The sequence below is a fragment of the Coleofasciculus sp. genome (assembly GCF_046539235.1).
Classification (GTDB): domain Bacteria; phylum Cyanobacteriota; class Cyanobacteriia; order Cyanobacteriales; family Coleofasciculaceae; genus Coleofasciculus.
This window is the reverse complement of record NZ_JBKHHI010000008.1, coordinates 15,553-28,827: the sequence shown is the minus strand read 5'-3', so window position 1 is coordinate 28,827 and position 13,275 is coordinate 15,553. Positions and strand designations below refer to the sequence as shown.

The following is a 13,275-nucleotide window of genomic DNA, read 5'->3' as shown; positions in this document are numbered from 1 at the left end:
CCCGATACCGGGCGCAGGGCGACCCGAGCAAATTAAGGGTTAGGTGGTGTTAATTGGATGCGGCGGGTCGCCCCTACATTAAACAAACGGTGAGGACTTATCCCCACCGTTTCTTAAATCTTATCGGATGAACATTGCCCATCCTTCTACCTACACCCGGCTGCCCATCTGAGGATTGGTATTGACGCCAGGGGTATTATAGATAGCCCAATCCTGAATGCCTCGATTTTGGAAAATGGGTTGCATATTCAGGATCTCGGTTTCTGTACCCTCTACAATCACCACATAATCGCCGACAGAAACTCGTTCGTCATAATATCTCGCCGCATCTTCGGGGATTCCCCAACCAATCAGGGCACCAACTAAACCACCACCAGCGCCACCGATAACGCCTCCTAAAAGAGTATTCGCCAAGACAACTCCTAGTTCTGTAGCTACACCGACTCCAGGAATTGCCAATACACCTAGACCACCAATTAAGCCCAGGAAACCGCCTACCGTACCGCCAGCAGCCGCACCAGCTTTTGCCCCTTCTTTCGCCTGGTTGCCACCGCTTTTATGTAGGTCAGTACCACCAATTTTCTCATTGAGACTGGCATCTTTAGCAATCACGGAAACTCGATCCAGATCAAATCCTCTATCTCTAAGTTCCATGAGCGCATTTTCTGCCTGTTGACGGCTAGGAAAGACGCCAATTGCATGTCTTAATTGTGATTGGGCTACAGCCATATTTTTTCTCCCTATACTTCAAAACCGATCAACCTGCCACAATGCAGGACTCGGATTATTGTTGCGTTGTTATTTACCTTTCTATTTTGATCAGCAGGTACAAAAAGTTCATCAGTCTGTAGAGGGAAGCTGTTAATAGGCAATAGGGAATACGGAACAGGGAGCTGGGGAAGCTGGGGAAGCTGAGGGAGATGGGGAAGCAGGGGAAGCAGGGGAAGCTGGGGAAGCTGGGGAGATAGGGAGATAGGGAGATAGGGAAGAGGATGAACCATCAACAAATGACCAATGACCAATGACCAATGACCAATGACCAATGACCAATGACATAAGACAAATCCCCTAAAACAATCCATCTAGCTCAATTTCCTCAATCATCTGTAAGGCGCGGGGATCGCCCACTCTCAACAGGGCAGCTTTTGCATCTTCCTGCACGCCCATATCTTCATCTTCGGCAAAGGCTTCAATTAAACCGTCAACCGCACCCGCATAGATAGCATTAGAGGGTAGTTCTCGACAAAGCTGTCCTAGTGACCAGGCACAGTTACTGCGTACTGCTGCCATGGGGTCTTGCTTTAAGGCGGTAATTAACGGTGGAATACAGGCAACTATATCTTCATAGTCTAACTTTGCCATTTGTGCCAGGGAACTTGCTGCCCACAAACGCACGGCAGAGATATCTGTACCTAAGGCATCAATCAAGCTGGGCAATGCTTTGCGATCGCGACAATTGCCTAATGCCCAAACGACCCCTTTACGCACATACCCATTCCAATCTCGATTTAGTTGTTCAATTAATGGATCTACGGCTGTCGGGTCGGGATTGCGTCCCAAGGCATAAGCCGCACTAACCCGTACCAACGGACAGACATCCTTTAACAGATTAATCAGATGGGGAATTGCCCGTTCATCTTGAAGTTCACAAAAAGCCCGCGCCGCCAGCATCCGTTGGGGCGTTTCTGGAGCGGTTAGCAGAGCCAGCATCGCTTCTGGATCGGGTTGAGTCGCCTCTGATTGGTGATCAATTGACTCTATTTCATCCAGGGGGCTTTCCAGCTCACCTGCCGTCTCGATTAATCTTAGCTCGTCATTGTCATACATATTTAAAAAAATATCTTATTCCACGGTTATTTGTCATTTGTTATTTGTCCTTTGTTAACTTATCCGTTTCCTAATTTTCGCGGTCGTGAAGGGTGATAACGCTTATCCAGAGAGCGGTTTCACCATCCAAAGGGACTGGGTTTGGAATCCTAACTTATCGTAAAGGCGCACCGCCGATGGATTAGACTGAAACACTTGCAACCCAATTTGGCGATCGCCCCGAACTCTAGCCCAGTTTTCAGCATGATACATCAGTGCCGAACCAATACCCCGACGCCGATGCTCTGGCATGACGTAGAGTAAAAAAACATGGGCATGGCGATCGCCGCTTACCTGATCAATGGCATTTCCCAGCCATAAACCAGCGACAGGTTGATTTGATGGTGCGGCGTCACCTTCAGAATTGGCTAAGTCTACCCACCACAAGGGTGTGTCTTGACAAAAATACCGCCGTACTGTCTCTTCTAAATGAGAAAAATCTTGCTGTTGCGGGAAAAGCTCTTGATAACTCAGTTGGAGAAATTTCAACAAGGTTGCCTTTTCCAATCGAGAGCCAACTCGTAGCTGATAGCCCGGGATTAAAAATTTACGCATCTGATCGCAATAAGGGAGCAGGGGTGTAGTTGTAGGGGCGGGTTTTACCGATAACGTTTCGCAGACAACAGACGCGCCATGGCGTGTCTCTACACTAAACCCGCCCTTTTTCAGGTGAAAGGTAAGGTGGAACGATGGCGAGCAGGGGAAGCTGGGGGAGTTAGGGGGTGCTGAATAAGTGGTGTGGGGGGGTAGCAGGGGAACCAGGGGAAGCAATGTAGAGACGCGCCATGGCGCGTCTGGAAGCTGGGGGAGCAATGATACATTTTCCCTGATAGCGGTGCGACGCGAAGGGTTAAAACTCAAAATTAAACACGAGTCAGGGCGGGTTTTGAACAACAGTTATCATCAACAGCGAGACGAAAGTCCCTAAACCCGCCCCTACACAATCAATACTCAAAACATCCCCAATCCCCTCATACTCACTGAATTGGTATCTTCAATAGGTGCAGGCGCTGCCATATCATTGGGCAAAAAGATGCGAGCGCTAACGGCGAGTAACGCGACGACAAAGACTAAGACGATCAAAAAAGGGGCAATATACTGACGGAAAATAGACATAGGTATCCAATTGGATAAAGATTTGTAACGCCATTCTTATCTATCTTATAACTACTTGGAATCTTGATAGTCTTGATCATCTAATCCCGGTCTAGGCATCGGTACAGCTTTTTTCCGATTAAGCTGACGCAGCAACATTGCCCCACCCACAGCGATGATAAGGGACACCCAACCCGTCAGGGGTTGCAACAGCAGAAATCCTCCGATCGCAAACATAGCACCAAACAACAATAAAATAGCGGCAAATACCCGTTTAATATCCTGTCCCAGGTTTTGAACAGGTAGTAATCCCGTACTTTCCTGTTGACGTTGCCAACCCGGACCGGCTGGACGCACCCGACGATAAAATTCATCTAGAGTTGCCTCGGATTCTGGCGGTGTCACTAACATGGCTGTAATCCATAACACACTGGTAATAACGGTCGTCACCAATAGACGCAAACCAAACTCCTCAATCTGGATAATCGGGACAATACTGGTGGTTAACCCAACAATAAATCCACCCACCATTGCCGTCAGTTCAGCCGCCGCGTTAATCCGCCACCAAAACCAGCGTAGGATTAAGACTAAGCCAGGACCGGTGCCAATGGCGATAACCAAACGAAACACCGTCGCCACATCCTGAGAAAAGAACGCCGCCATAGCACCCAACGCCGTCACCACCACTGAAGCAATCCGCCCCGCTAATACCAACTCTGACTGTTGAGCATTCGGTCTGATAAAGCGCTGATACAGGTCATTAGTTAAATAAGATGCGCCCCAGTTAATCGATGTGGATACCGTACTCATAAACGCAGCCAGTAGAGACGTGACGACTAACCCCAACATCACCGGGGGTAGGAAATCCAGCATCAGTTTAGGATAACCCAATTCTCTGTCTGATAAATCGGGATAGACTACAATCGCCACCAGCGCCACGAGTATCCAGGGCCAAGTTCTAATTACATAATGAAGAATATTAAATAACCAAGCGGCTTTTTCTGCCTCCGCTTCATCCTTAGACGCCGCCAAACGCTGCACGAATTCCCCGCCACCATCACTCCGACGAAATGTCCACCACTGGAGAAAGATATAGGCAAAAAAGGTACTCGCGGTAATTCCCGCCGTTTCACTCCAGCGGAAATTATCAGTTATCGGAAAAAAGGATAAAATATCATGTCCGGTTATCTGATGCACTTTTGGCACAAGGACATGAATTCCACCCACATGATTCACCGCCGCGATCGCGACAACAATTGCTCCGAATAGTGCTAAAAAAAACTGGAAAAAATCGGTTGTTACTACACCCCAAAGCCCCGCAAAGCCTGAGTAAATTAAAACCAAAACGCTAACACCAACCACACTCCAAATTTTCAGATTTTCCCCCGGTTCAATCCCCAAACTCTGCCAAAGTTCCAAGGCATCCACAACTTTAATCATGGCAAGCATAGCGTAGCCAATGGCAATACAGTTAATCGGTACGGCAAATAAAAATGCTTTGGTTCCCCGTAAAATTGCGGCTGTTCGTCCACCATAACGCAGTTCAGTCAATTCGGCGTCGGTGATAATTTCCGAACGTCGCCACAATCGGGCAAAGATATAAATCATCACCAGATGAGCAATGCCAAAACTCCACCATTCCCAGTTTCCGGCAATGCCTCGGTTGCCCACAACCCCGGCAATATAAAGGGGTGTATCAATAGAAAACGTCGTCGCCGCCATACTTGTACCCGCTAACCACCAAGGAAGCGATCGCCCGGATACGAAAAAATCAACTAAACTCCCTGAGGCTTTGCGAGATAGATAAAGTCCTAATCCCATTGAACCAATCAGGTAGAGCAGGACAATCAACCAATCAACCTGTTGCATACTTTTGCGATAACGTTTGACCTGAATTTGATATGATACATCGCTTTTAGGTCAGATAATTTTAGAGGTTAGATTTTCATGTTTGATCAACCTCTCTCAACTTAGTCGGGGCGGGTTTATTCATATCTGGGTGAGGTAAAAAACGATAATAGTGAAACCCGCCCCTACACAGATTGTGTCAGATAGAAAGCTGGCACATCAGTTGGAACTCCACGGGTTCAGCCTCGGTCAGGTTAACCAAACGTAAGACAATTTTCACTAACAAACGGACGATTGAGGCTAATTTTATGCTATATAGAGCTGTTGCCTTTTCCACTTTGGCTGTGCTGGTGGGTAGCGATTTAACTCAGCCAGCGATGGCGACTCCAGATTCCCCGACAACCAACCCACCATCGGAAACCAGAAACTATGTTGTCCCCACAGAAGCCACCTCAGCAACGCCTTCCCCTAGAACCGTCGCCGCTCCAGAAGCGACGCCAACCCCAGAATTTGCCCAATCTGTTCCCACCCTAAATCAATCACAACCGTCTAATGATTTAGTTGTCCTAGCTACAGATGTGCAAGTCGTTGGTGTGTCTGAAGAATTGCAGCAGCTTGTCTTAAAAACGATTAGAACTCGTCCAGGGGGTCAAACCAGTCAAAGTCAATTGGAGCAGGATATTCAAAGAATTTTAGATACAGGCGTATTTGCCAACGCCAGTGTAACGCCAACGACTAATTCCAACGGCTGGGAGGTGGTTTATCAGGTTGAACCCGTTATCGCGCGATCGCTACAACTTTCGGGTAACCAGGTTCTCACTCCAGACGTTGCTAATTCTATTTTTAACACTCAATTAGGTCAACCCGTCAGCCCTGCTAGCCTACGTCAAGGCTTACAACAGTTAGAAGCATGGTATAAAGACAATGGCTATATCTTGGCACAGGTTTTAGATGTGCGATCAACCTCCGATGGTGTGATTACGGTTGAAGTGGCGGAAGGTGTAGTCAGTGACATTAATTTCCGCTTCCTCGACGAAGAAGGCGAACCCACAGAAGGACGAACTCGCGAGGATTTTATTGATCGCGAATTGAACCTACAACCGGGTCAAGTCTTTAATATAGAGGTTGTCCGCCAAGACTTGCAACAACTTTACCAAATGGGATTATTTGATCAGGTAGACATTTCTCTCAATGGTGATGCTAGAAATGTGGATGTTATTTATAATCTGATTGAACGATCAGCTCGTGGGGTAAATGCTGGTGCAGGATATAGCAATGATAGTGGTGTTTTGGGCACTCTCAGCTATAACGACTTCAATCTCGGCGGTGTGAACCAGAAAGTCGGACTGAATGTGCAGTTTAGCCGTCGTGATTTCCAGTTTGATGGCAACTATGGTAGACCGTATCGCGCCAGTAATCCAGAACAACCGGGATATGAGGTGAATACGTTTCGACGTCGTACTGTATCCCAAACATTCAATGATGATGTTAATCTGGCTAATGGGGATGATCCCCGTGAAGGACAGTTTGGCGGTGGTGTAACCCTATCCAAACCCGTGAATCAGGAATGGGATGCGTCGGTAGGAGTTAACTATACCCGCACCAGTATCCGTGATAGTAACGGCGAAGTTAATGCAGTTGATGAATTAGGCAATCGTCTCTCCTTCAGTGATAACGGAATTGATGATTTAGTTACCGTCTCCGCCGGAGTGAGGCGAGACAAACGAGACAATCCCGTCAATCCTACCCAAGGTTCTTTGGCTCGTCTGAGTACAGAACAGTCTGTACCGATTGGTAATGGCAGTATTTTGATGAATCGGCTGGAGGCGAACTACTCCCAGTATGTTCCCGTTGATGTCTTTAATGGCAATAGTCAAGAAGTCTTGGCATTTAACGTTCAGGGAGGAACCACGATTGGTGACTTACCCCCCTATAATGCCTTTAACCTCGGCGGTCAAAATTCGGTGCGAGGCTACGGTACAGGAGATGTCGGAACAGGGCGCAGTTATGTGTTAGCGTCGGCGGAGTATCGGATTCCCATCTTCAATCCAGTGGGCGCGGTTGTCTTTGCTGACTTTGCATCGGATTTGGGTTCGAGTGAAACCGTACCGGGAGAACCGGGTGTGGTGCGGGGTAAACCGGGAAGTGGGTTCGGTTACGGTGCGGGATTGCGCGTCAATTCCCCTGTGGGTATCATTCGCGCCGATTTAGGATTTAATGACCAAGGAGATAGCCGAGTCCAGTTTGGTTTGGGTCAACGATTTTAAGCCTTTGGGATTATCGCGGTTGTAGGGGCGAGTCGCTGCATATAGTAGGCGGTGTGAGAATTAACTTGTCTCGACTCGCCCTTTTCTCAATGCGGTGTTAGATATAGCAACCGCCATGGCTGTTAGGACACATCATTTATGTTCCAGACGCGCCATGGCGCGTCTGGAACAATGGTGCCGAACGTCCTAATCGATGTGTCTATTGCTATAATTTCCCATACCGGGCGCAGGGCAAACCGAGTAAATTAAGGGTTGGGTGGTGTTAATTAGATGCGGCGGGTCGCCCCTACATTTGTACACGGTGTCTGATAATTTCCCATACCGGGCGCAGGGCGACCCGAGTAAATTAAGGGTTGGGTGGTGTTAATTGGATGCGGCGGGTCGCCCCTACATTTGTACACGGTGTTAGATAATTTCCCATACCGGGCGCAGGGCGAACCGAGCAAATTAAGGGTCGGGTGGTGTTAATTAGATGCGGCGGGTCGCCCCAACGAGAACACCAACGCATGTTATAAATCGGGGCTATAATTATTCCAATTCCAACTTTAATCCTGGCATTAATCGCTGTAAATTTTTTAACGATTTTCCTTGCCAAGGAATTTTATCGGAGCCTTTAATTTCGATCTGTATCGTCTTCTTTTTGCGTACATTCAGGACAAATTTAGACAACATGCTAATTCCCGAACTATTGAGAAATTCTAGCTCTCGCAGGTTTAGCGTAATCAGGGAATGGTCTTGCTGAATCATCTCATCGAGGATTTTGATGATCGGTTCGTACTCCTTCATTCCACCCAATCGCAGTGACCCTTCAAAATATACAGTTGCTGTTTCTAGATCACCGATTACCTGGTAATTTTCTCCCTGAACGTTTTGCTTTTTCATGAATAATTTAGCTCCTAAAACTACAAAACATTGATAATACTTATTGAAACTTTTGAGTCTATACCTTAAGTTGCACCATCGTTGTCACCGTAACCACCTCGGGTTCTTTTTGAACGGTTTCAAACTTCCAACCTAACTTGGCAAAATAATCATTTTTCATGGTTAATAACCCCAGTCCAGAAGTTCCCAAGCTTTCATCTTCAGCACTTTTTTCTAACTGACGAATATAGAGTTCATCTAGATCGGATTCAAGTAATTCTTGAATGAAAGATTGGAGCTGATCAATAGATTGTTTGCAAACACTATTAGTTGCAAATAAAACTAAGGTTATTTCTGTCGCAATATCTAAAATATGTAACCCAAATTTAATCGGATAAGATGAACTATTGTCATTAAACTTCATCGCATTTTCCAGCAATTCATTAGCGATATAACTCACCGCTCCTTTTATTTCGACTCGCTTTCCTTCCGGGTCTGGATCTTCGTCAATAGCGGGAAAAAAGGTAGTCAAGTAATCAGCGACAAAATCAGCCGATAAACCATTGTTGCGCCATCGTTGCTGAATGGGCATGGAACTCGGTGAGAAGCCAAGAATTAAAAACTCTTGTTCATTAGACAGATTTTCTTGAAATTCTCCAAATATTTTATGCATAGCCATTATGTCCAATCAAAAGTTATTATTTATTTTCGCCACTCGTACAATAAGGTTATAATAATTTTGGCGGTCGAGTCGGCATGATATTTGACTAAAGAATAGACAGTGATAACTGGATAATCGATTCGTTCCATAAATAAAGAGCATCTGTATAATTGGCTAATCAGTGAATCTCATTGAGACCTCTCAGCTCCTTAAATGGCAGCCGCCTTGCCGGAGCAACCCATCTCTAGGATCTCACAAAATTGCTCGTTTTCATACCGTTTTTGTTGAAGATTATCAGCGGCGATTATTTTATCTGTGTAGAGCAAAATTCTGTCCCCAACGTCTACTATCATGTTAGATTGAATACTTACACAGTCTAAAATCTGCACTTGGTTTGGGAATGCTACCAGCAAAACCAACTCCGTCAGCTCCTGGGTGGGTAATAAAAAAACCTGCTGATGCAGGTTCATAGTAATGAAAAAATAACAATATTGAAGTGATTAGCGACGATGTCCCAACCATTTTGAGGCAATTGCCCCCATAACCGCCCCCACTAAGGGATTGCTGAGGAATTTGACAATGGCAGGTTGATCGGCTAAAACGTCCTGAAAGATATCCGGATGAGAATGATAGGTAAACGTGGCAAGTTTAGCTACATCATCCTCTGTCATCCGACTGGCGTGATGAGTTGAAAGTCCCAGTTGCTTTTCCAAGTCGCGATCGCTCAATCCGCGTTTCTTGAGTTGCTTGAAAAACTCACGCGCCACATCATCCCGTTCCTTGGGCTTAATGTGAGCGATCGCCTGTCGTAGTTCAGGTTCCATCTGACTGGGAGGTATGCGATCGGGATGCAGGGATTTGCCAAATAATTGGCGTCGTTCATCTCGCGAAGAACGTTGTGCAAAGTCATCAAAGTTTTGATACTCTTGTTCTGGTGTTTCTGGCACAGGTTCCAGAGATTCGGTATTACCACCAGCCAAATCCTTCATGATCTGACGTTTATACTGGTCGCTCGTTGCCATCCTTTATTATCTCCTTTTTTATTGATACGTAACTTGATTGGACTGATTATTGTAATTCGCTGTTACAATGAGTTCTTTATCCGGGGCGTATACCAATACTTTCAGATCTCGATTGGGAAAATTTTGGTGGAACCCTTGAACTAAAGACCGGGCTAAATCCTTAACCTCTGGTGGGCGAACTTGAGGGGTAATTACAATCCCTAACTTATCGTTATCGCGCACGTAGGCGTCACTAATTAATCCTTTTGCCGTTTGCACCACCCACTTACCAAACTCTTGACCTGCTGGCGTGTTACCTTGTTCTAATTGTTGATAGGTGACACGGGGATTTAAGGCTGTTGGCGCTTTTGCCTTGGTTTGGTTTGCTTGGCAAGCCGATGTGGTCGCTAGGACTAAAATTAAAGCCAAAGCCGTGAAAAATTGGCGAGTTTTTTTACCTAAACTCACAGTAACCTCCTGATGAAACTAATAGTAGATTTTACATAAATGACCAGAAGGTCTAGATCAAGACTGACTAGACCTTCCGATTCTAGTAAGGTAGGTCGAAATGAATCAGCCAACTCTAATTAGATACGGCTTTTTCGGCGTTCCCAATCGCACCAAACTATCAACCTGCTTACTATTTCTGACAATGCAATTAGTCAATGGCTTGTTTGGCTTTGTCTTTCACGTCTTCAACAGCGTGTCGAGCTTTAGCTTCATTTTGCTTTGCCTTACCTTCTGTCTTATCTTTAGGATCACCCGTGACATTACTCAGGGCTTCCTGTGCCTTACCTTCTAGGTTTTTGGCCGTGGCTTTAGCTTTATCTTCAGTACTCATATTTTATGAATCTCCCAATTATGATGATTATGAATTTGCCCGCAAAATTAGCAAATAATTGTTTAGGCAATTTCTTTGCCGTTACTATCCAATATATCTATATACTTTTTTATAATCGTCAATCTATGGGTAGATTATACTGTTCCCAACTTTATACCTAAAGTAGGAATTGGTTATACCCAATCAGGGTTGACTACTCCCTTTTTAGAACCCCCATACAAAATAGTAGAGACGTTGCCGGCAACGTCTCTACTAAAAATTAATCCAGATAACCCATCATTTGATCAACTTCATCCATGATATTGGAGGCGATGGGGCGATTCCCCATAATCATTTCTGTGTCCGTAAGATTCAGGGTACTCACAGAAATCGGGCGATTTCCAGACACAACCATGACATCTCGGATTTGCATATTACTCGCTGCGATCGGGCGATCACCCATGGATGAAAATGTGCCAACAACTTGTAACTCGCTGGTATCAACAGGACGCCTCCCCCTTATTGAACCTTGAACTTTTAGCGAACTGGTGGCTATGGGACGATTTCCCGGTAGAGGGATTGAAGGTTCAACCAGAGAAACTTCCCCAGCTTGCTGCTTTTGAATAGCTAGCTTTGTTGATTGGGTTTCGTTATCTTTTGCCATAGTTTTTTCCTCGCTTTTTTTAGGGATACTGCTATTAGTTTTACTATTAGCTTTTCTTTGGCTAGTGGCGCTATTTGCCATAAACAATTCCTTTAAATTTCTAACGGCATTGGCTAGGGCGTAGCCGACTTAACCCCCTTTAGGGCATTGTCACTACTCTGACTCAGATTTTTAGAATTATTATAAACGTATATCTATCTTAACGAATAGGTATAAAATAATACAATTTTGTAAAGATTTGCAAAGATAGAGGGAGATCGACTGTGACCATTGAGGCTTGCGTCAGTTCTGTGTCCTATCTGATACGTCGGGGCGACTAATAACCTACGTGATACCGCGAAATGGTTAGCTTAGGTAGCAAGATGTTCAATGTAGTGAGCAAGATGTTCAATGTAGTGAGCAAGATGCAAAGCCTGCGGCATGGCTTCGCTTAACACACTACGACAAGGATGGGAGCCATTATTGACATTAAGGCTTAAATGCCTAACAACAGCTTATCACCCAGGTTACTTCTATGACTGATCCCAAAGCGGTTAAATTCATCGTTCAACAAGGAATGCGCTGTTTGCAGGGGGGAGACTTTGACGCCGCCGTCGCCCTGTTCCAGGATGCGGTGAAGCTTACTCCTGAAAATGGGGAGGCTTGGACGGGGCTAGGACTCGCCCTGGGACATCTACAGCGATATGAAGAGGCGATCGCGAGTTTTGACCAAGCGGGGGTGTTAAATCCCCAGGATGTCCGCATCTGGCTGAATCGCGGTATCGTTCTGTCAGACTGGGGAAAGCCTGAAGCCGCGATCGCGAGTTTTGATCAAGTGATTGAACGAGAACCCACCCATCCCGAAGCCTGGAACTCTCGCGGCACTTCCCTGATGATTCTTTTACGCAACAAAGAAGCCTTGGCGAGTTTCGATCAAGCGATCGCCTGTAATCCTAATTATGATAAAGCCTGGAGTAATCGTGGTAACGTCTTAACCAATCTCGGACGCCACAAAGCCGCCCTCAAGAGTTTTGACAAAGCCCTGCAAATTAGTCCCGATCACCCGGAAATATGGTTCAACCAAGGCTGTCTGTTGATGAAACTCGAAAAACGAGACGATGCGATCGCGTCTTTTAACAAAGCCCTGGAACTCAAACCCAATCATATCGGAAGTTGGATTAATAAAGGGATCGTCGTTTCAGAAATGGGTCGTGAAAAAGAGGCATTACTCTACTACGAGAAAGCTTTAGAATTTGACCCCAACGAAACTCATTGCTGGAATAATCGAGGACTTACTCTGCGGCGATTGGGACGTTTACAAGATGCTGTCGCTAGCTATGATCGGGCGTTAGCCTGTATGCCTGAAAATTATGAAGCGTGGGACAATCGCGGCTATGCTTTAGTTAAGATGGGACGCTATCGGGAGGCGATGGCAAGTTTTGACAAGGCGTTAGCGGTGAATCCTGATCATGTGAATGCGATTTATAACAAGGGGTATTGTTATGCCGCCCAGGGTAAGGTGACATTGGCGGTGAATTATATTGAACAGGCGATTAAGGTGAATCCCCAGAAATATCTGCCCGTGGCGAAAACTGACCCAGATTTGGAACGGTTGCGGAAAAATAAGCGATTTCAGAAGATGATTGGAGGTGGGACGTAAGCCGGGAACTCAAGTTCCGGAACCTAAAGCTAAAACCCGTTTTAACGGGTTTTAATTAAACGGTATTAAGAACAACTTAAAACAAGCCATTAATCTAAATGCTGAAAAATACCGGGAGGATGCACCATTTGAGTCAGATTTGGCTCTATGATATGGCAATTCTGCACATTTATCAGCGAGAATCCGGAAGATACAACGAAATAAATACCAATCTGACATTTGGCAGATTTCCCATTGAAAAATCCCGCACTTTATTGTGCAAAATATTCACAATAGTCCCAGGGCATTTCAATAAGCTTTTCGCGCTTATGTGAGACAATATCAAGCCGAATTGGATCAAGAGAATGAGCAGAATGATAATTTTTTAGCATGTGCATCCCGTTTTTGTCAAGTTATTAACTGATCCGGATTTGGGGGAGTTGGGGAAGAATAAGCAAGTAAAGGCGTTGATTAGACAAGTGAGGAGACAACCCTAAGCCGTGAACGATCGCGGTTCTGATTGCCCTACCCTAAACCCTAAACCCCACATTCTTTACTGACTCCTTTATGTATT

15 protein-coding genes are annotated in these 13,275 nt (G+C 45.6%); 2 read left to right on the top strand and 13 right to left on the bottom strand.

Annotation, left to right across the window (positions count from 1 at the left end; translation table 11 throughout):
- Nucleotides 1–150 precede the first annotated feature (150 nt).
- From ACLFWI_RS01985 to ACLFWI_RS01960, 6 genes are all read right to left on the bottom strand, one after another.
- Complete coding sequence (locus ACLFWI_RS01985) at nucleotides 151–729, bottom strand: general stress protein (protein WP_446411504.1); 579 nt, start codon at nucleotides 727–729, stop codon at nucleotides 151–153.
- A 132-nt stretch (nucleotides 730–861) separates the two neighbouring features.
- Nucleotides 862–1,056 carry a hypothetical protein gene (locus ACLFWI_RS01980; protein WP_446411503.1) on the bottom strand — a complete coding sequence of 65 codons (195 nt, stop codon included), beginning with the start codon at nucleotides 1,054–1,056 and terminating at the stop codon, nucleotides 862–864.
- Nucleotides 1,057–1,068: 12 nt separating this feature from the next.
- Nucleotides 1,069–1,827: a HEAT repeat domain-containing protein gene (locus tag ACLFWI_RS01975; RefSeq protein ID WP_446411502.1), complete on the bottom strand. Its 759-nt coding sequence runs from the start codon at nucleotides 1,825–1,827 to the stop codon at nucleotides 1,069–1,071.
- Between the two features lie 102 nt (nucleotides 1,828–1,929).
- Complete coding sequence (locus tag ACLFWI_RS01970; protein ID WP_446411518.1) at nucleotides 1,930–2,421, bottom strand: GNAT family N-acetyltransferase; 492 nt, start codon at nucleotides 2,419–2,421, stop codon at nucleotides 1,930–1,932.
- A gap of 396 nt (nucleotides 2,422–2,817) precedes the next feature.
- A complete protein-coding gene (locus ACLFWI_RS01965; RefSeq protein ID WP_446407539.1) occupies nucleotides 2,818–2,982 on the bottom strand; it encodes a hypothetical protein in 165 nt (54 codons plus the stop codon).
- A 51-nt stretch (nucleotides 2,983–3,033) separates the two neighbouring features.
- Nucleotides 3,034–4,830, bottom strand: a complete 1,797-nt coding sequence (locus ACLFWI_RS01960; RefSeq protein ID WP_446411501.1) for a sodium:solute symporter family protein — start codon at nucleotides 4,828–4,830, stop codon at nucleotides 3,034–3,036.
- Between the two features lie 287 nt (nucleotides 4,831–5,117).
- On the opposite strand from ACLFWI_RS01960, the gene ACLFWI_RS01955 reads away from it, so the two are divergent.
- Nucleotides 5,118–7,076 (top strand): BamA/TamA family outer membrane protein, encoded by a 1,959-nt coding sequence (locus tag ACLFWI_RS01955; protein ID WP_446411500.1) that lies wholly within the window; start codon nucleotides 5,118–5,120, stop codon nucleotides 7,074–7,076.
- Nucleotides 7,077–7,604: 528 nt separating this feature from the next.
- Here ACLFWI_RS01955 and ACLFWI_RS01950 read toward each other — a convergent pair.
- The 7 genes from ACLFWI_RS01950 to ACLFWI_RS01920 form a co-directional block, all read right to left on the bottom strand.
- Nucleotides 7,605–7,958, bottom strand: coding sequence for a slr1659 superfamily regulator (locus ACLFWI_RS01950; RefSeq protein ID WP_446411499.1), 354 nt, complete (start codon nucleotides 7,956–7,958; stop codon nucleotides 7,605–7,607).
- Between the two features lie 58 nt (nucleotides 7,959–8,016).
- Nucleotides 8,017–8,610, bottom strand: a complete 594-nt coding sequence (locus ACLFWI_RS01945) for a DUF6272 family protein (protein WP_446411517.1) — start codon at nucleotides 8,608–8,610, stop codon at nucleotides 8,017–8,019.
- A gap of 197 nt (nucleotides 8,611–8,807) precedes the next feature.
- Nucleotides 8,808–9,068 (bottom strand): hypothetical protein, encoded by a 261-nt coding sequence (locus tag ACLFWI_RS01940; protein ID WP_446411498.1) that lies wholly within the window; start codon nucleotides 9,066–9,068, stop codon nucleotides 8,808–8,810.
- Nucleotides 9,069–9,098: 30 nt separating this feature from the next.
- Nucleotides 9,099–9,620, bottom strand: coding sequence for a hypothetical protein (locus ACLFWI_RS01935; RefSeq protein ID WP_446411497.1), 522 nt, complete (start codon nucleotides 9,618–9,620; stop codon nucleotides 9,099–9,101).
- An 18-nt stretch (nucleotides 9,621–9,638) separates the two neighbouring features.
- Nucleotides 9,639–10,067 carry a hypothetical protein gene (locus ACLFWI_RS01930; RefSeq protein ID WP_446410227.1) on the bottom strand — a complete coding sequence of 143 codons (429 nt, stop codon included), beginning with the start codon at nucleotides 10,065–10,067 and terminating at the stop codon, nucleotides 9,639–9,641.
- A 190-nt stretch (nucleotides 10,068–10,257) separates the two neighbouring features.
- Nucleotides 10,258–10,440 (bottom strand): CsbD family protein, encoded by a 183-nt coding sequence (locus ACLFWI_RS01925; protein ID WP_446410228.1) that lies wholly within the window; start codon nucleotides 10,438–10,440, stop codon nucleotides 10,258–10,260.
- Between the two features lie 259 nt (nucleotides 10,441–10,699).
- The gene (locus tag ACLFWI_RS01920) at nucleotides 10,700–11,083 is read right to left on the bottom strand and encodes a hypothetical protein (protein ID WP_446410229.1); all 384 of its coding nucleotides are present in this window, start codon (nucleotides 11,081–11,083) and stop codon (nucleotides 10,700–10,702) included.
- A gap of 514 nt (nucleotides 11,084–11,597) precedes the next feature.
- Between ACLFWI_RS01920 and ACLFWI_RS01915 the strand changes: the two genes are divergently transcribed.
- Nucleotides 11,598–12,722: a tetratricopeptide repeat protein gene (locus ACLFWI_RS01915; protein WP_446411496.1), complete on the top strand. Its 1,125-nt coding sequence runs from the start codon at nucleotides 11,598–11,600 to the stop codon at nucleotides 12,720–12,722.
- Nucleotides 12,723–13,275: the final 553 nt, after the last annotated feature.